Raw genomic sequence first — 20204 nt, forward strand, 5'->3', positions numbered from 1 at the left:
TCACTCGGCTCCGCTGGCAGGGTGTTTTTGAGCAGCGCAGGTCAGTAAATGACTGGCCAGGGCATCGACCCGCAGCGGGCTTGGGGTGACGTTGTGCGGGCGGCGGTTGGACCAGATCAGGTAGTCGGTATCGCCTGCAGGCTCGCCAACGGCCTGATACACATCAGGCAGGATGGGCACATGGTCGCCAAAGAAACACAACAATGCTTCGTTGGGTTGCTCCTGGAGGGTCGTGCGCAGCTTGCCGAGCATCAAGTCGGCATTGGCGATATGTCGCAAGTAGGGCGCCAGATCGTCCATGCCTGTCAGCAGAGGCTGGTCAAACCAGGTTGGCAACTGCGCTGCATCAACCTGCTCAAGGTGCAGCGGCCCATGGTTTTCCATGGTCACGGCGTGGATGAACAAGGGTTGAGTGCGGGTCGGGTCTTGCAGCAGTTCGCGGATTTTGTCCGCCACGGCGCAATCACCGATAAACGGCCCGGCTTTGTGCGATTCATCAAAGCTGCGCACGTCGATGAATTCGTCGAAACCCAGCGCGGGCAACACCTTGTTGCGTCCATAAAAGCTGCCATGGAACGGGTGAATGCAGACCGTGCGGTAGCCTTGTGCCCTGAGGTGGCTGGCAATACTCGGCAAGCCCTTGCGCGCCAGTACACGGTACGGATTAAAGCGGTGAACCCCTAAGCGTTCGCCGGGAATGCCCGTCAGGTAAGCGAATTCGGTACGCACGGTATTGGCACCCCACGCGGCAACCTGCAGCTTGCCTCGCGCCAGTGCTTGTTCTGCGAGGCGGTCGTATTCGGTCAATACCTGAGGTTTTACGCCCGACCACAGTTCGCGCACGTCAAAAAAAGACTCGCTCTGCACCGATACCAGGTCGGGTAATGGCGCGGTAGACGCTGCGATGTTGCCCTGATCGAAAGGCGAGGCCAGGGTCGCCGGATCAACCGGTGCACGGGCGGCCCAAAAATAGCGCCACAGGCTGGCTGCCAGCCCCCAGCGCTGCACATCGGCACGCGCATCAAAGCTCGGAATCTCGCGACGATGGCCCAGCTTCAGCAGGATCACCCCGGCCAGGCCCAGCCACAGCGCATCAAGCCGGCCCCCGGCCACTTGTGGCTCAAAAGTCAGCCCTGCCCAGAGATAGATGACAAAGCCGATGGCCAGCAGCGCGGCTTTACCGATGCCGAAAAATGGCAGGTACAGGCGCGGGAAACGTACGGCGTCGCTGAAGTACTCGAAATCGGCACATACGAACGGCTCGCGCAGCGAGTGGTACTTGGCGTTGCTGACCATCACAATCAATAACCAGCCCAGTACCACATTGATCCCGCTGAACAACGGGCGCGCAGTCAAACCGTACAGCAGCGCCAGGCTGACGCACCAGATACCCGCGTGCAGTGACCAGCAACTCAAGGGGCGGCGCAGGTCAGGCCGCGGAATCAGCAGGCGTTCGAGCAAAACGGTGATCAGCAGGCCAACAATACTGATGTGCAGGATGGAGAACTCACTCACTGTAATTCAGACCGCGCAAGATAAATGAAGAAAGGCGCTGCGGAATCACCCCTAGCAGCCAGGTGCCAAGGTTCAGCGGAAAGGGGAAGCTGATACGCGCCTGGTTTGCCGCCAGACCGCGCTTGATACGATTGGCGGCTTTTTCAGCGGTCCAGAGAAAAGGCTTGGGCCCGGGCATTTCAAAACACATTTTCGACTCGACATAACCGGGCACGATCACATTGATCTTCACGCCCTCGGGAGCCAGCCAGTCGCGAATGGCCTCGCCATACACGCGGATCGCAGCCTTGCTCGCACTGTAGCTCGGCGTTACCGGCAATCCGCGCCATCCGGCCAGCGAGCTGAACAGCGCAATTTGCCCATGGCCACGGGCGCGCATGGCGGGCAACGCGGCCTCCACCGTGGCGAAAGCGGCCATCACGTTGATTTCCAGCAAGGCGCGGGTTTCATCCCACTGCTCACCTTGACCTTGAGGGCCAATGTCGATGTTGATACCGGCGCCTACCACGACCAGATCGGGTTGTTCGGTGTCACTGATGCGTCGCACCATGGCGCGCAAGTCGTCGAGCTCGCGTACGTCAATCGGCTCAAGCAAGACACGGGCGCCGCGCGCGCGGCAGTCGGCGGCCATTTCTTCCAGGCGGTCGAGGCGGCGGCCTTGCAGGATCAGGGTTACCCCTGGTGCGGCGTAGGCCGGGGCCAGTGCGCCGCCGATTCCGCCAGTAGCACCAGTGATGAAAATACAGCGGGGCGTAGAGCGTTGGGTCATAGGAGGCTTTCAATTCTCGATGTTTTTGCCATCAGTACGTCCAGGCATTCGTGCACGGCCAGGTCGATACCACTGCGGGAATAAAAACCGCCATTGATCTGTGTGGTGTGAATCACCGTGTTGCGGAAATGATGAAACAGAGCCATGTCCGGTTCGACCGGGTGTGTCCAGAAATCGTCAAGACTGCCGGGCTGGGTCAGGCCGTGCAGGGCGTAGATCGGGTTGGCCAGGACGAAGGTCGGGCGCTTGTGCAGCAGCGCCGAAGCGCCGGCAGTGCTGTTGACCGTGACCATCCCGGCAATGTGCGACAGCAGCGTGGGCATATGCCCGCTGTCGAGAAAGTCCACCCGGTCGGCTACGTCATAATGCTTGGCGAGGGCCTTGGTGATGCGCTGATAGTTCACCAGCCCCGGTGTCAGCGGATGATCTTTGATCACTAATCGTGCGTCGCCCGGCGCATGGGCGGCAAACGAAGCCAGCACATGGTCGATCACTTCGGACATGTTGTTGAAGGGGGAGTGATCCTTGATCTGTGCATCGCTGTCCAGTTGCAGCGGCAACAGGAACGTCGGGTTGCGCTCGCGGGCGACTTGCGCCACCAGGGCATCATCGCGAGCCCCTGAAAGCAACAGGCGCGCACCACGGCGAATATACCCGGCGTACTCAGTGGCGGCGGTAAAGGGGGCGTGGGTGCGGTAGTTCGGAAAGCACAGTTTGTTCAGCGCGCCGCCGCAGTGATACAGCACGTCATGGGTGGCCCGGGTCAGAAACGACTGCTTGAAGGACGTACCATTGTCGTAGCGCGGAATGAACTTGCCGACTTCCCGATACCAGTCCGGGTCATTCGGCAGTTGCGAGTTGTTATTGACGCCGTCGCGCTCCAGGGTGATCCAGTACGGGCGGAAATAACCCTCCTCAAACACGTGGACCCTAATACCCAGGCGCCGGGCCAGTGCGATGGCAGGGAGATGCACGGGGCGACAGTCGCCGAACAGCACCAGGTCGGTGACATCAAGCTGGTGGAAGGTACGGCTATAAAATGCGTCCAGTTCCCCGGCGTGCACCGAACAAATTGTGCGGGCACCTGGGCGGTACAGCACGTCGCCCACATTGAAATTGACGCATTGCACCTGTTCGCCGATATCGCGTAGCGATTTGGTAAGCCGCGCGAAGAATGGAGAACTGACGCCTTGCAGAAATAAAAAACTGCGAGAAACCGGAGTAAGTGAAGGATTTGGTGCTTGCGCCTTCAGTTTCTCAGGCGCATTTTGCCCAACAAACTGTTCCAGCGCTGTATCAAATCCTGCCATTTGGTGGTTGCTCCAGGCTGCGGTAATGCATGCCAGTGTTGTAGTTCGTGAAGAGTCTGCTCGGCAGTGGTAAAGCAATCTGTAATGCGGCTGACGTAGGTGGGGTACAACAGCAATGTTCCCGCCACCAGTTGATCCAGGTTCAAGGTGCGTGTGCGTCGCGCTCGCACCCCGGGGTGCAGATCTTCGTCCTGGGTCAAGCCCCAGCCGGCATAGAACGGCTGGCCATAGGTGGTCACAGGCACTCCGCGAAGCAGGGCTTCAAAGCCGGACTGGGAAGTCAGAACGTGCACCTCATCCACAGTGTCGAACAAGTATTGCAGCGGCGTGTTGCCGATCACTTCGTCACACCAGTTCACCGTTTGTGCTTCGTCAGGGCCACGGGCGCGGGTGCCGGCCAGCACTTCAGGGTGCGGCTTGTATAGAACCCAGGCATCGGGATGTCGTTCGCGCACCGCCTGCAGTAATTGCAGGTTGCTGCGGATGCGATTGGCCCCAAAGCGGATCGACGCATCGTCTTCCACTTGTCCTGTGACCAGAATCACCCGTTTTGCTTCAGCGGGCCGCAGCCACGAGCTGCCGGGCAAGTTGTACTTGGTGACCCCTGTATGGCAAATAACCTTGCGCAGGGCCTGCGCCCGCATCTGCAACGGAGCCTCGAAGGGATCATCGAGCAAGATGCGTTCCAGGCGCGACGGACGGGTGGCGTCGTAGTAGATCCCCAGGTCATCCACGACCCAGGACAGTGGCCGCGCCTTTCCTGCACCAAGGCCTACCGAGCGTAGAAATCCGTCCTCGATTCGGCTCACGGCCTGCGGATGTGTCTTGAGATCAACGTCGTGTTTACAGCCCCAGGACACGGTTGGCAGGCTCGGGTCCAGCGGTTGCTCTGGTTTGACGAATTTAATCGCCGACCCCTTGAAAAACAGTTTTGCCAGCGGCTCTTTCCAGCGGCTGAAACCGATCATCTGCACCGACGCCGGCAGCGCGCTGCGATGGCGGCGTTGCAGACCCAGCCAGTGCATCAGCACCTCTGGCGTGCACGGCTGCCCGGTTTCGGGGCTGACATAACGCGTATAGCGCACCAGGCTGGCATGTACCAATTGCTCAAGGCTGACCGGTTGGCGACGGGGCGGAGGCGGCAAACGATCCTGTGTCAGCCCCCAGCCGGCATAAAACGGCATGCCCCAAGTGTGCACGGGCACATTCCACAGCAAGGCATCGAAGCCCAGCTGCGAGGTCATGACATACACGGCCCGCATGCGCGGCAGTAATTCGGCGGGATGAACGGGGCTCGCCAGCACCTGCACCCGAGGGTGGGTGGCCAGCGCCGCCAGATCAAAATGCCCTTGCTTGCGACCCGCGATAACATCCGGGTGAACCTTGAGCAGCACGGTGCTGGTGGGATACTGCGCCAGGGCCGCGTCAAGCATGGCATTGAACGCTTGCGGGTCAGCACCTTGTAGTGATGCATCGCCAAAGGTTTGATCCGCCAGCAACACACAATCATCCGGCAGATCTGGGTGTTCGATCCGCGCGTTGTTGTATTTGGACACACGCTGCTGCTGCCACAGCTGTTGCAGCGCCTGGGCGCGACGGGTTTCGTCCGGGCTCAGCGGGGTGCCAATCAATTGCTCCAGGCGCGAAGGCGCGCTGGCGTCGTAATAGACACCGACGTCATCGACAATCAGCGACAGCGGTGGCTCATCAGCGCCCAAACCCATGGAACGTAAAAAACCGTCTTCCAGGGTGACGACCGGCAAATTGGCCTGCGAGGCAATCGCTATGGCTTTGATTGCGCTCGGTTTGCGTCCCCATGCCATCAGGCAGTCGGCTTTGCGCACGTCGGCCACGGTACCGTTTCGCAGCACAAAATCGGGCAGCAGCGAGGGCAGGGTGGGTATGCACTGAGCGCCTTTGGACAGGATCAATAAGCACGGTAGAGGAAGAGCTTCATCCATAAACGTGGAGCAAAAATCCGTTTGAAGTGTCGTGCGGAATAAGCCGCCGAGCAGGGCTCGGGCGACAAAATATTAGGCGCGAATATTAATACAAAATCAGGATGGGAAGCCTGATTTTTCTCAACTATATGTAGGGAAAGCCTTAAATTAGACGGAATGCGTGATGGCAGTCTGCTTTTGGTCATCCAGCAGGCCGAGCAGGTAGTCGTACTTCTGTCGCAGCAGTGGCATGCGTTTCTTTTCTTGGTACTCGCTGATGGTTTCCGGGCGCAGGCAGTGAAACAAAGCATTCAGCAGGAACATGTAGTGAAGGTTGCAGAGTGCTTCATCAGGGTCGAAGTGTGCAGGCAGCGCTTGGCGATAGGTGTCTATAAATTGCTGCTGGGATTTGAGGAAGAGCGGCATATCCTTTCGTCGGAATAGCGCGCTCAAGTAAGCCCCACCATCAAATCCCACGCGCCCGACCTTGACCTCGCTCCAGTCGATCAGCAGCAGTTTTCCGTTATCGACAAACAGGTTCTTGCGCAGATAATCCATATGGCTGATGCACTTGGGGCTGCGACGCGCAGCCCGGGCCAGGCGTGCCAGTACTGGGGTAAAGTCCTTGAATCTATCCACCAGCCCGCTGAAACGTTCATCGCTGCGTCCGAGCCGCTCAAGTTCGGGCAGACAGCGCGCAAAGTTGAACCGCGGGCGCAGCAGAAACCACGGGCGATAAAAGTCCATGCTCCAGAACAAGGGGGCCTTGTATGCAGGCTGGCGGCTTAAGTAGTCGTGGCTCAGGGTTTCCTGTTCGGCAATGCCAAGGGCCAGTTGTGGGGCAATGCTTGGCATGCGCGGCGGCTTGCCGTGCACAAACTCAGTAAAAATCAGGCTTTCCCATGGTGTTTCAATTACCCCCAGGCAAACCGGGTACTGAAACTGCGTGCTGGCACCGAGCATGTCCAGCTGCCGATAAAAGCGCGCCTCCTGGCTGCCAATAAAAAATAATTTGCGGATGGACTTTTCGACCAGTTCCACGGTCAGACCCGTGCTGGGATCAGTTATTTGATGCTGGCGCACGTAGTTGACGAACGAGGCGTTGGAGTCCAGATCCTGGCTAACGACTGTCAGTGGGTGTTCCCGCCATTGCGGCAACAGTGCGCGTAAATGGTCCTGCAACTGGCCGTGCTGCCAGCGGTAAAGTGTTCTGCGACCCTGCAGAGGATGTAGATCCGAATTCATGGTTTCAACTTAGGCGAGTGCCGTACGTCCGACTCGTTGCGGTATGGGTAGCAATATGCTGAGTGATAGAGAACACAGGTACAACGAAAAGTTTGCTCATCAAGCCGTTTTTTATGGCCTGGACAGAAAATCAGCCAATAAAAGCCAATGGGTGCATGTAACGTGAGTTTGCTAATTGTTTCAAAGAGCTTAAAATTCACTGCCCCTCCCATTCCATCCCTTCAAGGACGAAAGTCAAAAAGATGAATCACCTCGCTATCGCAAAAGAAGCCCTCATCGCCCAGGCCCAAGCGGTCACCCAAATGGCTGAGCGTCTTAATGGTGAATTTCAGAGCGCTGTCGAACTGCTTCTCGGTTGCAAAGGACGCACCGTGGTCTGCGGCATGGGCAAGTCCGGCCTGATCGGGAAAAAAATGGTCGCGACCTTCGCCTCCACGGGAACCCCCAGTTTCTTTCTGCACCCGGCTGAAGCCTTCCACGGCGACCTGGGCATGCTTAAACCGATCGACGTGCTGATCCTGATCAGCTACAGCGGTGAAACCGAAGAAGTGATCAAGCTGATCCCGAGCCTGAAATCCTTTGGCAACAAAATCATTGCCATGACCGGGAATGGTAAATCCACCCTGGCCAAGCATGCTGACATCTGGCTTGATATTTCCGTAGAGCGCGAAGTGTGTCCGAACAACCTGGCGCCGACCACTTCAACTCTGGCCACAATGGCCATGGGTGATGCGCTGGCAGTCGCGATCATCGAAGCCATTCAGTTCAAGCCAATGGACTTCGCCCGTTACCATCCGGGTGGCAGTCTGGGCCGTAAATTGCTGACTCGCGTCAGTGATGTTATGCACACTCCGGCGCCCATCGTGTCCCCAGCTACCAGTTTTCACGACTGCCTGCTGGTCATGACCCAAAGTCGCATGGGGCTGACTGTTGTCATGGACAACGACGTCCTTGTGGGCATGGTCACCGATGGCGACCTGCGCCGCGCGTTATTGCAGGACCAAGATGTAATCCACACCACTGTGGACCACTTTATGACCCGCGACCCGCACACCATCAAAGACGACGCGCAACTGTCCGAAGCCGAAGCCTACATGATCGACCACAAAATCCGCGCTCTGGCCGTCACTGATCAAGCTAATGCTGTAGTGGGTGTGGTAGAAATTTTCGACTGATTCATCCCGGTCAAAAAATAGTGCGTAGCTGTAGCCGCTGACGAGCCACTAAGGTTCAGGACAGCGGCTAAGTTGTCGTAAATCAGGTACTTAACTGTGCTGGGCAACAGGGGGGGACACGATCGAAAGCGCTCCATGATTAAAAGTGTCGATCTTTAGGTGTGCTCAGCTTTGCCTTCAGACGACCCCTTTTACGCCGCGACAAACCTGCGTCACGCATGAGCTCAACAGCCTGAACGCTTGACACCGGATTGCGAGCCTAAAGCGTTAAACCGGTGTAATCTCGGTTATCAGGTGTTGGCGTAACTGACGCGCTTTTGAAACCATTACAAGCGTAGGCCTTGCTCACAAGCCTGATCACGCGGATTTACAACGGCATGATCTTCAGTTGCTCGCTAACATCATCGCTAATGCTGTGTTTAGCATTTCCCATTTCTTGCGGAGAGCGCATCATGAAGTGTTGGTTCTGGAAAGGCGTCTGGTGCACAGCGGCATATATCAGTTGATGACTTCGAATGTCGGGCTTATGGAATGCTTACATAAAAATTAATATCTTCATTTTTTACATTGTTGTTCGATTCCAACATCTGGATCTTGCAAGTCAAGGTCTTGCGAGGTTTTTTAAAAAATCGCAACCGCTGTTTTCGCAATATTCTAAATTTTTTCAGCTATTAACTTTGTCGTGTGACCTTTTTACCAATTCTCTGGCGAATGCAGTTCTCTATCATGATGACAGTTGTACATCTAAGTTGATTTCTGGCATGAAGAATGTCTCTCGCCCAATTCAACCTTTTTTGTTCTAGCCTTGGTCCGTAAATATCGCATCTGGGAATTAACTATTTTAACCCCTGACGCCTCCCGAGCACGAACGAACTTCCTGAAAAACATACTGCTGATCATCGGCTGCTCGTCATCCATGAACATCAACTTACTGGTTCGGATTATGTGGTCGGCTTTTCTGGTCAGTATCCGGTTAATTACGACTTTCAGTTCTTCCGCAATCCCTATTCGCCGCTTGGATCTGGTTTTTCCTTACTGAGCAGTTAATTAGTCTTCTCAGATGCAGTGCTCGTCTATTTTTAACGTGTCGATGATGTCAGGTTAAAGATATCTATAGCAGCACTTAGGGGGCTAAATGGACATGCACGGAAAACATTTCATCTTCAGTGTACTGAAGTACGAAAAGAATCGCGTTACAAATACGCCTGCAGCTTAAGGCGATATAGCTTATCACGTGCAGTGCTGAATGCTGGCGGTCACATCAGTACAGCACTGCAGATATTCAGCAAAGCCTTGTTTGCAATTGAAATAATCATTGGGTCGGCAAGTGGCAAGGCTCTGGTGCTGAAGGGTATAGTAACGGTTTTCTCTATCAACGGAATATTTGGAAAGAAGGCCTTGGCTCTCCTTGGTTCAGGCAGTCGGTCTGGGGGTTTCAGTTTGGGAGTGCACTGCGTCCTATCCAGTAACCATGGTTATCAGCATAGCAGCTGCCGATGTCACATCAGGTTCGCTCTCGGCTGCGCTAGTTTCGCTAGTGTTTCTTAATAGTGGCTAAGCCTGAATCAATCTGGGCTGTATTGGTTGTCGAGATTTTTCGGTAGCAGCTAAAACAGCGCATCATACGCTGGGCAGAGGTGGCCACTATGAGATCGACGCGCAGATCATTGCGACCGCTAATCTGCGCACACCCAAGGATGGTGACCTGTACCTATTTACAGGATCACCTCTCACCAACGCGCTGACCGAAGCGCAAACTCCCGATTTGGTAACGACCATTGAGGGCAGGGTACAGAATCAGTTGATATCTTACCGTATGGAAGGGCTTTCGGAGGACTGGTTACGGTCAGCGGGAATACCAAGCGCAGTATGCGTTGGGCGTAGGATGTTGGGGTGATCGCTGCGCATAGGGTTGTGCGAGCTTAAATGGTGCTAATCGAGGATCATCAATGGGACGGATACGGTCGGGAGTTTTCTGCTGTAATCTTGGATATTACAAAATCACGACATTCCCACCCGTATACTGTCAATCGTTAATGTTATTTAGAGTGAGTCGTTATGGTAAGTCGCCGGCAGTTACTGAAAATTAGTGCTCTTGGTACAGCCTCATCCGCTGCACTTGCGCTTTCTTGCAGTGCGCGTGAGATAAGGGAGGATGAACCGTCAAAGTCCATTTCGGCTGGCGATGCGATTTTGCAGAAAAATCTAGCCAGTGATGACGGCGGAAAGTTGGTTTTTACACTATCCCCGATAGCTGGCGCAGTTAAGCGAAGCGTCGAAGAAATAGGTATGGAGCGGGTCAGCATCCTGTCGTTTCTTGGTGCGTACCCTGACTATGTAGCCGGTGACGCGGCGAAAGATAGCAGTAGCGCGTTCGAAGCTGCTGCCAAATACTGCACAGCTAAGCCGGGAAGACTCTTAGATATTGGTTCCGGGTCATTCAAGATTACGCGCACTATTAAAGGGAAGCCGTTCCTTATTTCCGGTAGCCCTGGGTCTGCCATATTCTATAAAGACATGCCCGGAATGTACGGTTTCGATATGTCTCCGTCGACTGATATTGGCCGTGTTATGGGGTCTATTGGTATCCGTCATGTTGCTGAAGGCGCTGACATTGCGGGTGCCATTCGTGGCCCGAAAAGCGCCGATCAATACTTTGCTTACTGCCTTCGCTATATTATTTACAATAACTTTTGCTCGGGCGCAGTATGCATCAAGGAAAAGTATTCTTTTGGGTGGGATTATGGTGCGCGGCGCTGGTTTACTATTGGAGACTGCGTTGGTGCGGAGGTTGCGCATAATAATATTCAGGGGGCATTTGATATTTCCAGTGATCCTTCAGGGCAGTTGACTGATGCGGGTGTCTTTGCAGACGCAGAAGGTGTCGTCCTAAGTCTACGTATGTATGCTAACAATATAGGGCCTACCTATATGGCACTCGAAATTGGCGATAGAGTGTTTATGAATGTGTACAGTAACGACTTTATAGGCAACATGGATTCAGTGGTTTTTGTCGGCGCAGTCTTACTTAATGAGCCGAAGATTTGGAATAATAATATGAATTGTCAGAGGACCGGCGTGGATATGGCGGGCCCAGATTCAATAATGCTATCCGGTAACACTATCCGTCGTCACCGTAGAGGATGGAAGGGGGCAACGCATGATTGGAATGGGTTTAAGCTCAGCGGTATTTCAGATCTTAAACTAAAAGACAATACAGTGCAGCCAGACCATGGTGGCGGTTTTTTTTCTGGCGTACATCGTGCCTACAATCTAGATCAGTGCAACTTGTCTGTTTATGATGGCAATTTCGTTGGTGTTGGTAATGATATTGGGTTTGCTATGAATAACTGTACGGGTGTTACAGTTAATAATACCACTACCGCGCAAAATAGACTTTCTGATGTGCTGTTTGATCTGACCCAAAATACCCGCTTAACCACCATTGGTCAAATAGCTTATGTGTCATCTTGGGCGGGAATAACTCTGCGTAAAGACAGTACAGTTGTTAGCGCTATTTCAATGTTTAATAATAGCTGGGATCAGCAGGGCGTAGGAAATGTTATCACTGAATGGACTCGCACCTCTATAGGTGGATATTTTAAACTGCGTCAAGTAGTGTCTGCCCTTTCTGTTGCTCGTCAGTTTGTTAATAAGGTTACCGGTGATGGTGTTAACGTTGAAGTGATCACTGGTGATGGTAGTGGTGCAAGCACGCATGAACTACGCGCCGCCACTCTCATAACCAGTCGGATCACCCCTAACTCTGATGGCGTCAGAACTTTAGGCGCTGCTGATGCTCGTTGGTCAACCGTGTATGCCAGCACAGGGGCGATCAATACTTCCGACGCCCGTCACAAGTCTAGCGTCCGACTCATGACCGCTGTGGAGATTGATGTTGCCAAGGCGCTTCTCGCTGAAATTGGTATGTACCAATTTCTCGATAGCATTGCTAAAAATGGCGTTGATGCAGCTCGTTGGCATGTCGGGATGACAGTTCAAAGAGCTATCGAGATATTCGAGGCGCATGGTCTAGACCCTTTCCGAAATGCCTTCGTTTGTTATGATGAGTGGGAAGATAAATATGAGGATTACGCAGCTGAATATGAAATGCAGCCCGCTGTTTTCGATCCTGAAACTGGTAAAGAAATTTCACCGAGCACCGAGGTTATGGTTAAGCCTGCGGGGCGAACGCTTGTTCGTGAGGCGGGGAGTATCTATTCGTTCCGAAACGACCAGCTTGCACTGGCGATGCTTGCTGGGATTGCTGCAACACAGCGTGACACGGAAGCGGCGCTGCTCGATCTAAAGATAAGGCTTTCAGCGCTTGAGTCTAAATAAACCTATAAATTCGAAATGCTCTAATTATCACGTGGCAACTGCTACCGACTCTCCGAGACGCCGATCAATTTGTTACCATTTATGTATATGTCTTAAACGCTATAATGATTCGGTTTCAGGTTGATGGCTTAATGCGCGTGGCAGCTTTTATCACCTAGGTCGGACATGAGCCTGGCCAGCTAAGATTAAACGCTCGACGCAGGATTGCGCGCCCCAAAGCGTATAATCTGCATAATCTTCGGCCATCAAGTAGCTGCGATAACCTTCGAGCAGGCGCGACGGCAGCTTTTGAATAGATTGGCACGCAGCTTTGGGCTTTAGGATGTGTGGGCGAAGCTGGTTCGCTTAACAGCGTTGAGGCGTTGATAACTTTGAATGTGGTGTTTATGGAGCGCTTACCGATCAACTGGCGTTTTACGTGGAATAAAAAACGGGGCCTGCTAGAGGCCCCGTTTTTAATTCAGGAACAGAAAGTCGTCGACTTACTGCGCCATCCTGGCCATGACCTGCGCATAACCTGCCGCAGTGCCCAGTACCGCGTCCTTGCCCTGAGCAAACAAAATGCTGTCTGCCACTTCGCGGAAAGCACCCGTGCCACCTGCTGCCGTGAGTACGTGAGTCGCCGCTGCTTTTACGTACACAGGAGCGTCTGCAACCGCAAACGACAGGGCGCATGCTGCGAAAGCAGGCAGATCGATGCAGTCGTCACCGATGCACGCTGTATGGGCAGCGCTGACACCGGCTTCGGCCATCAACTGATTGCATGCAGTCAGCTTATCCTTCACCCCAAACTGGCACAGGGTGATGCCCAGATCCGCAACGCGCTTGCGCAGCGTTGGCGAATCACGACCGGACAACACCGCCACGCGCACACCATTCTCTTCGAGCAGGCGCATACCCATGCCATCACGCACATGGAAACGCTTCAGGCATTCGCCCGTCGCGTCGTAGTAGATGCCGCCATCGGTCAGCACGCCATCCACATCGGTAATCACCAGGCGAATGTCGTTCAGTGTGGTGCGAGGAGCCGGTGTTTTTCCGCTCATCAGGGCGCGTACCTGCTCCAGGCATTCAGGCGTATCAACGCCCGGCCCGGTGGGTTCAACCACGTAGGCCCGAATGCACACACCGGCAGCCATCAGCCGCAGTTGCTCAAGTTTTTCGGCGTTTTCCAGCATCGCTTGCGGCAGGCCGCTGTAATCCGCCAACACGTCGCGACGATAACCGTACACGCCGACATGCTTGAGGTAAGTGGCTACTTCGCCATCCCGTGGGTACGGGATGGGCGAGCGGCTGAAGTAGAGCGCATTGCCATTATTGGCCAGCACCACTTTCACGGTGTTGGGGTTGGCGGCTTCGTGAGCATCGATCACATGGCACAGCGTACCGACCTTGACCTGTGCGTCGGCCAGCATACCGGTAGCGAGGGCTTCGATATCGGCCGGGCGAACCAGCGGCTCGTCGCCTTGCAAGTTGATGTAAATATCAGCATCAACTTTCGCCATGACTTCTGCCAGACGATCCGTGCCTGACGGATGATCCGGCGAGGTCATGATGTATTGACCGCCAAACGCCTCTACGGCTTGCGCTACGCGCTCGTCGTCAGTTGCGACAACGACCACGTCGGCGTTTGCCACCTCCAGCGCGCGTTCGTACACGTGCTGCACCATAGGTTTCCCGCAGATGTCCGCCAGCGGTTTGCCCGGCAAACGAGTCGAGCCGTAGCGGGCCGGAATAACAATCGCGACCCGTTGTTCTGTGCGTGCCATGTTCAGAATCCTTGCTTCAAAAGGCCGGGTTTAACCAATGTTCAGCGCTGGGAACGACTTGACCAGATCATCCAGGGCTTTGATCTGAGCCAGGAACGGCTCCAGTTGGTCCAGCGGCAGGGCGCTTGGGCCGTCGCACTTGGCTTGATCCGGGTTCGGGTGAGCTTCCAGGAACAGACCGGCCAGGCCGACGCCCATGCCTGCACGTGCCAGTTCAACCACTTGCTCGCGACGACCGCCGGAAGCTGCGCCCGATGGATCGCGCTGCTGCAGGGCGTGGGTCACGTCGAAAATGATCGGCAGGTTGTCGCAGGTGCGCTTCATTACGCCAAAACCGAGCATGTCGACAACCAGGTTGTCGTAACCCAGGCAGGTGCCGCGGTCGCACAGGATCAACTGATCGTTACCGGCTTCCTTGAACTTGTGCACGATGTTCTGCATCTGCGACGGGCTCAGGAACTGAGGCTTTTTGATGTTGACCGGCTTGCCGGTTTTGGCCAGCGCCACTACCAGGTCAGTCTGGCGGGCCAAGAACGCAGGCAGTTGCAGTACATCGACCACTTCGGCGACAGGCGCGCACTGATAGATTTCGTGGATGTCGGTGATGACCGGCACGCCGAACGCTGCTTTGACGTCCTGAAAAATACGCAGGCCTTCTTCCATGCCCGGGCCACGGTACGAGTGAATGGACGAGCGGTTAGCTTTGTCGAAGCTGGCCTTGAACACATACGGAATGCCCAGCTTGTCGGTCACGCGCACGTATTCTTCGCAGGCGCGCATGGCCAGGTCGCGGGATTCCAGTACGTTGATGCCGCCGAACAGAACGAAAGGGGCATTGTTGGAGCATTCGATTGCAGGGGTGATTTTGATCATGTTTAAACCTGATATGTCTTTCGAGAGAAAAGTCGGCAAAGTCTTACGAAATAGAAGAGATCATACTCATGAGAGTTTCAAGTCGTAATCAGCGAATTTCTCTTGAGCGGCTTTGACGTTTTTATCGTAATTCAACTGGAGAATTTCTTTGTCGGGAATTGGGCGCTTTACGATGTCGGCAATTTTAGCCAGACTGTCGAAATATTCGGGCCGGGAATAATTGAGCTTGCACGCCCATTCTGCGTGATCAAAAGCTTGTTCGTTCAGACCAGCCTTCGTATAGACGTGTGACAGTTGGACATGTGCAATAGAGCGATGAGGGCGCAATTTTACGGCGTTCCAACATGACTTAATGGCGTTCTCGTAGTTGCCGAGCTTCAGATTCACTGCACCCAGATTCATCCATGCTTCCCAAAAACCGGGTGTGTGAGTTGTCATGTGTTCTAGTGTTTCAAGTGCGCCGCTCAGATTATTGTTACGGAAGTTGGCGATACCTTGAAGGTATTGAACTAGTGGGCTGTTTAGTGCGATAAGCGGATGCGAGTTGATTCGTTTGCCTATTTCCGGCCAGTTTTTTTCCACGAGTAAATTGTTTAGTGCCCACAGGAAATGAACTGTTTTGTCGTCGTCTGCATCGCCTGCAGAGTAGCCAAAGTTACTGATCTTGTGGCCTTCAACCATGTCGCTGAAAACGGTTGTCAAACGCTTCTGTCGGCTCAGGAAATCAGGCGTGTCGTGCTGCGATTCATTGATGCAGATGATCTCGGCGCGCTTTCGCTTGCGCAGCAACCATGCACCGAGAATGTCGTTGATGTCCATTCCCCCATAGTAGATAGTTGTAGGGGGGAGGTGAAGACTGGTGAGGTCAGGGTATACATACTGCAAATGGTTTCGAGTGATATCGGTCTTGCCACCTGGTACACCCAAAACAGGTTCCACGCCGAATGCTAATACCTGATCGGCTTTGGCCATGGATCCGTACAGCAAGGCGCCGTACGCGCCCATGCTGCTACCTGTCATGACGAGTCGTTTTGCTCCAACGTCTTTCTTGAAGTTCAAGATAGACTTGACTGCCCCCCTGATACCGCCTGAGATGCCAGGAATTCCAGTTCGGTACCATTGAGGCACATCGCTATTGAGAAAAATAACGTGTGATTTCAGTGCGTTCCCGGCCTTCCAGAAAGTGAATTTTGGTGGGCGATCATTTCTGGCAGAAAAAATGACAGTTACGGTGTCCGCCCCTTTACATTCGATAAAGTGAAAATGACTTGAAGATTTAACTATGGATTTGTTCATTTTTTATCATGATTAGAGGCGAGTTGCTCTCGGCTCTGATAGGAGTATTCGCGTAATTCCTATCAGCCAGGTATGCGCAACCTTTGGTGCGCATACCCGATCGTGATTATTTACCGCCGAAGGCTGACAGGTAAACTTTGTCTTTTAGTGAAAGTTCTGAACTCCAAATTCCACCGTTTTCCTTCAGGAATTTGATTGCAACGTGGTTTTTACCTTCCGACTCAACAAGGCTAATCCACTCTTTATCGATGTTGCAACTTTTACCTGGAAAAGCGATCGATGAAAGCGCGTGCAGGAATTGCGATCGATGCAAGGATTTTACTGATTTGTAGCTTTTTTCGCCAGTGTACGCCGGGAAAGCCACCGGTTGAGCTGGTATCGTTGGTGGCTTCGCTGCTATCGAGGGTGTATTCGCCGCAGAGTTTGGCGTTTTTGGAGCGGCTGGTTTTGCTGGTGCCTCCGGCTTTGGAGCCGACGAGGTAGCAGCCTTAACAATAGGGGCGGTTGCCTTGACTATTGCAGTTGTGATGTTTTTTACGTTGCTCGCGGCGGCGGCAACGGCGCTTGTCGGTTTTGCATTTTTCTTGACGAGTGCCAAGCCTTCTTTCCAGATGTCTTTATCATTTGCTCCGCGAGGAGAAAGGATGTAGTTGTTTTCAGCGCCGGCGAAAGCGTTGTCAAAAACCAAGCCCCTCAGAATTTCAAGGTCGATGTTGCCCGGGCGTGAGAAAAACTGAGTCATCAAATAGGTGGCTGAGTTGCTTTCCAGCTTAATGGTGGCGCCTAGGTGCTCGATTTTCTGAATCCACAAGTCGCTGAAGTTCAGCACTCCGTTATGAATGGCACGGATCTTGGCTTTGTGCGTGTCACTATCAAATTCTTCGCGTTCAAGGTGCACTTGACCATCGACCAACGTGTAAGCACTGAGGCTGCCCAGCGGCTCGTTGATTATTGTTTCAATAATCAAGTTGTGAGAAATGAGCGGAGTACAGGTCTTGTGCCTTACGTTCATATTACTGAAGAGGTAGGCTTTGGCCTCAGGGTAAGGATCGTTACCCATTTCTCCATTGTAGGTCATGAAGAACAGAGGGATGAATTTAGCGGAGAAGTATTCGGACACGACGGAGTGCGCCGAGCCTTTATAGCCAAAGTCGACAGCAACAACGTCGTCGGAGCTGGTCACGTCGTTTTCTTCGAGGTAGGCTCTGAATGCATCTTTGGAAACGCCGTTTACGTCGTCCCATGCCTGCCAGTCATCTTTTAGGTATTCATGTACAAGACCATAGATTGCGCCAAGGGTTGTGTCCTTGATCAGGGTTTGTACACCATCGATATTCCACTTTTTGAGGTGGTTTTCGCTTACGCGACTAGCATCGATTCTGAATCGACTGCTCAGAAGTTCGGCCAGCGTCTTGTGACGCGAGAAGTCGTCAATGCGTACCTTAAAGCAATCATCCGGCTGATGCAGGTTCAGGCAGGTTAGCGCCTTTCTGGAAACCGCAAGATAAACAGGCTGCAAGTCGCGATATTTGTCTACACTTTGAACCAGCTTTTTAGCAACCTCATACGGCAAGAAGCAGTCGCGGGCGAAGAAAAGCACTTTTTTACATTTCTGTTCTACTGCGTTGTCCAAGATCCACTTGGTGAATTCGTAGATGACGGGACCCATTGCAAGGAAACCAAATTCGCCGGGGGTCGAAAACAGGTCGCGTTTTTCCTTTGCGCTATCTACGGGTTTGTCACCTGCGACCAACAATGCATCGTAGTATTCTTCGGCGTACAGGTTTGCCGCAGTGCGCAGGTAGAAGCTTTGATCGAATACAGTGAGGTCGATCGCACGATTTTTGAAGATCTGGTTGATACGCTCTCGGGTTGAGAGGATCTTGGTCGGGAAAATCGAATTGTTAATAGCTCGCAGGAAATCGCCAGTCGAGTTGTCACCGATGTGAAGAATGGATTCTGGCTTGATTTCAAGGTCGGCAAGTACATGCTTGAAAAGATTGCCGGAGTGTTTCTTCAGGCCAATCTCGGAGGAAACGTAGAGTTTTTCATGTTCGATGTAACCGGCTTGGGTAATGGCTTTATTCACGAAGGATTCGGTGTGAGTAAAGTCAGAAATGAGCAGGACACGTTTTTCTTTCGCGATGGCGACATCGTATAACGCTTTACCGAGCGAGCGAGCTTCCAGAACCGAAAACTCAACCTCTTGCTCAATTTCTAGCAACTGCTCAGCTATGCTCTCATTCAAGCCAAACGCTGCCAGCATGCGCTGATAAACTTCAAGTGTGTAAAACTCTTCGTTCTTCTCTGTGTATACGTCTGTCGTATTGTGATTTTGGTCATATTCCTTGCGCAATTGACGTTCAAAGCCAACGCGCAACTCTGGGAATCGCTTCACAATAACTGCCGGGAGCAAATTTTTATATTCAGCTTCCAGTTTCTTCTGGATGAGCACAAATACGTCTTCTGGCTTGAAAACGGTTCTTCTCAGCAGTGTGTCAAAAATATCGAATGAGATCACATCGTATTTTTCAATGCGATCCAGCAGGCTGCGAAGCGAATTCTTCTTGCTGCTGATGATGCCACCCATTTTTTTTATTTGATTGTCTGCTCCGCTGAATGGGGAGTAGGACAAGTAATCTTTATAAAGGTTTGCTGGTCTTGGGAGTGCAGATAGCACATCGATTGCTGAGTCGCTTTTGCGCTCATCCAGTCCCACGAGTATCGATTTGAAGTAATCTACGTCGTGGAGTAATTTTTCCACAAGTATATTCTGGCGGCAGAATAGCGAGGCGATAAGAGCTTCGTCTTGTTTGCGCGCATTGTCACCATAGTCGGACGCAATGTATGAAAGATGCGATGTAGATGGGGAGATGAGTTTCTTTTCGTGCAGCAGCGCCTGGAAACCCAGTGTGCTGGATACGGTAATTACGCTATCTGCCCATGGGGTAATGTATTGAGAAATATTGTCCAGTTTCTCAAATTCAGTACTGTACAGGAAATTCTGATACAGGTTTCGAATGTACCCAAGATTACGGTTGTTCAGAGTTTTTTCGGAGACCAAGCTGCCGATATATTGGGTTGCGATCACACCGACATTTTTCGGTGCTTTTTCCAATACATCTGTCAGGAATTCAAACTGGTCCTTATATTTGCAATTCTCATAGAAGCCAAAATAGCCTGAGATCTGCATTGGGACTAGCCAGTACTTTTCGAATTTGCGAGTTGGATCGACCAGGTCAAGAATTACGTCTTTCACGTCGGTGTCATGATTGAAGTAATGGCTGTAAAGATCGCGAATCTTCAGGAACTCATTTGTGTCGTCCAGCGCTTTGAAATCCTGCGATTCGTCGTAGTTTTTTAGGAAAGAATTCGCATACAAACCTACAGGGTCGACACTGATTGTTTTAGGGTAAGGCGGGCGCATATACGCGCCGGGCATGATGTCCAGCACCAGTGCCTTGGGGAATATTTTTCTGAATAGGGTTGTTGGGAATTCCCAGCAGAAAATCACATCTGGCTGCCAGTCGCCAAACAATTTTTTGAAGTACTTTACGTACTGCTCTTCTTTGTCGCCAAAGGAGTCATGATAGCTTTCAAGCAGGAAGTCGTCACCCAAACCGAAGAGACTGGCGTGTTCCTTGCCTTTTACGACAAAACTATTTTTTGCATTTATTTCAGTAATTTTGCTCTTCCGATTGAGCAAATCGAGCGTGTGAGAACCAAGCAAGAATTTAGATTCGCCTCCAGTGGCTTTTTCAAAAACCTTGCTGAATGGCAAAAGATAGGTCGCGTACGAACCCACCCGGAACTCGGGTAAGCCCATGTCGATACCAAAGTTTGACATGAATAAAGCTTTCTGGAAGCGCATCTTTCATCCTGAAGAGTGTCAGTCCGTAAACGTGCTAGCGTAACGAATGTTCGTCATTTCAGCGACGCTCTATGATTCGGACAGGAGGTTAATAAAAAAT

The 20204-nt window shown here is 52.7% G+C and carries 11 protein-coding genes; 2 read left to right on the forward strand and 9 right to left on the reverse strand.

The window, feature by feature from the left end; genetic code table 11:
- The 5 genes from AWM69_RS07730 to AWM69_RS07750 form a co-directional block, all read right to left on the reverse strand.
- Positions 1 to 1515 (reverse strand): LTA synthase family protein, encoded by a 1515-nt coding sequence (locus AWM69_RS07730; protein WP_131654725.1) that lies wholly within the window; start codon positions 1513 to 1515, stop codon positions 1 to 3.
- Positions 1508 to 2284 carry an SDR family oxidoreductase gene (locus tag AWM69_RS07735; protein WP_218726162.1) on the reverse strand — a complete coding sequence of 259 codons (777 nt, stop codon included), beginning with the start codon at positions 2282 to 2284 and terminating at the stop codon, positions 1508 to 1510. Before AWM69_RS07735 ends, AWM69_RS07730 begins: the two co-directional genes overlap by 8 nt.
- Positions 2281 to 3594 carry a capsule biosynthesis protein gene (locus AWM69_RS07740; protein ID WP_218726163.1) on the reverse strand — a complete coding sequence of 438 codons (1314 nt, stop codon included), beginning with the start codon at positions 3592 to 3594 and terminating at the stop codon, positions 2281 to 2283. The genes AWM69_RS07735 and AWM69_RS07740 overlap by 4 nt, the downstream gene beginning before the upstream one ends.
- Entirely contained in the window at positions 3534 to 5555 is a 2022-nt protein-coding gene (locus AWM69_RS07745; RefSeq protein WP_218726164.1) for a capsular polysaccharide biosynthesis protein, read from the reverse strand. The genes AWM69_RS07740 and AWM69_RS07745 overlap by 61 nt, the downstream gene beginning before the upstream one ends.
- A 147-nt stretch (positions 5556 to 5702) precedes the next feature.
- Positions 5703 to 6779 (reverse strand): phosphotransferase, encoded by a 1077-nt coding sequence (locus tag AWM69_RS07750; protein WP_256930239.1) that lies wholly within the window; start codon positions 6777 to 6779, stop codon positions 5703 to 5705.
- A gap of 242 nt (positions 6780 to 7021) precedes the next feature.
- Between AWM69_RS07750 and AWM69_RS07755 the strand changes: the two genes are divergently transcribed.
- Complete coding sequence (locus AWM69_RS07755; RefSeq protein ID WP_218726165.1) at positions 7022 to 7954, forward strand: SIS domain-containing protein; 933 nt, start codon at positions 7022 to 7024, stop codon at positions 7952 to 7954.
- A 2193-nt stretch (positions 7955 to 10147) separates the two neighbouring features.
- Positions 10148 to 12295, forward strand: coding sequence for a tail fiber domain-containing protein (locus AWM69_RS07760; protein ID WP_218726166.1), 2148 nt, complete (start codon positions 10148 to 10150; stop codon positions 12293 to 12295).
- 482 nt (positions 12296 to 12777) lie between these two features.
- Here the strand turns inward: AWM69_RS07760 and kdsB are convergent, their stop codons facing one another.
- The 4 genes from kdsB to AWM69_RS07780 all read right to left on the reverse strand — a co-directional run bounded on the left by kdsB (position 12778) and on the right by AWM69_RS07780 (position 20104).
- Positions 12778 to 14064 (reverse strand): 3-deoxy-manno-octulosonate cytidylyltransferase, encoded by a 1287-nt coding sequence (gene kdsB, locus AWM69_RS23090; RefSeq protein WP_218726167.1) that lies wholly within the window; start codon positions 14062 to 14064, stop codon positions 12778 to 12780.
- Between the two features lie 30 nt (positions 14065 to 14094).
- On the reverse strand, positions 14095 to 14937 hold the full coding sequence (kdsA, locus tag AWM69_RS07770; protein ID WP_048382160.1) for a 3-deoxy-8-phosphooctulonate synthase: 843 nt from the start codon (positions 14935 to 14937) through the stop codon (positions 14095 to 14097).
- Positions 14938 to 15003: 66 nt separating this feature from the next.
- A complete protein-coding gene (locus AWM69_RS07775; protein ID WP_218726168.1) occupies positions 15004 to 16233 on the reverse strand; it encodes a tetratricopeptide repeat protein in 1230 nt (409 codons plus the stop codon).
- 106 nt (positions 16234 to 16339) lie between these two features.
- Positions 16340 to 20104: an HAD-IA family hydrolase gene (locus tag AWM69_RS07780; RefSeq protein WP_218726169.1), complete on the reverse strand. Its 3765-nt coding sequence runs from the start codon at positions 20102 to 20104 to the stop codon at positions 16340 to 16342.
- Between the last annotated feature and the right edge of the window lie 100 nt (positions 20105 to 20204).

The sequence above is a fragment of the Pseudomonas sp. D1HM genome (assembly GCF_019266105.1).
Taxonomy (GTDB): domain Bacteria; phylum Pseudomonadota; class Gammaproteobacteria; order Pseudomonadales; family Pseudomonadaceae; genus Aquipseudomonas; species Aquipseudomonas taetrolens.

Excerpts from the sequence above, each read along its gene's own strand:
- AWM69_RS07735 (WP_218726162.1), bottom strand. The coding sequence starts at position 2,284 with ATGACCCAACGCTCTACGCCCCGCTGTATTTTCATCACTGGTGCTACT.
- AWM69_RS07740 (WP_218726163.1), bottom strand. The coding sequence starts at position 3,594 with ATGGCAGGATTTGATACAGCGCTGGAACAGTTTGTTGGGCAAAATGCG.
- AWM69_RS07745 (WP_218726164.1), bottom strand. The coding sequence starts at position 5,555 with ATGGATGAAGCTCTTCCTCTACCGTGCTTATTGATCCTGTCCAAAGGC.
- AWM69_RS07750 (WP_256930239.1), bottom strand. The coding sequence starts at position 6,779 with ATGAATTCGGATCTACATCCTCTGCAGGGTCGCAGAACACTTTACCGC.
- AWM69_RS07755 (WP_218726165.1), top strand. The coding sequence starts at position 7,022 with ATGAATCACCTCGCTATCGCAAAAGAAGCCCTCATCGCCCAGGCCCAA.
- kdsB (WP_218726167.1), bottom strand. The coding sequence starts at position 14,064 with ATGGCACGCACAGAACAACGGGTCGCGATTGTTATTCCGGCCCGCTAC.
- kdsA (WP_048382160.1), bottom strand. The coding sequence starts at position 14,937 with ATGATCAAAATCACCCCTGCAATCGAATGCTCCAACAATGCCCCTTTC.
- AWM69_RS07775 (WP_218726168.1), bottom strand. The coding sequence starts at position 16,233 with ATGAACAAATCCATAGTTAAATCTTCAAGTCATTTTCACTTTATCGAA.
- AWM69_RS07780 (WP_218726169.1), bottom strand. The coding sequence starts at position 20,104 with ATGCGCTTCCAGAAAGCTTTATTCATGTCAAACTTTGGTATCGACATG.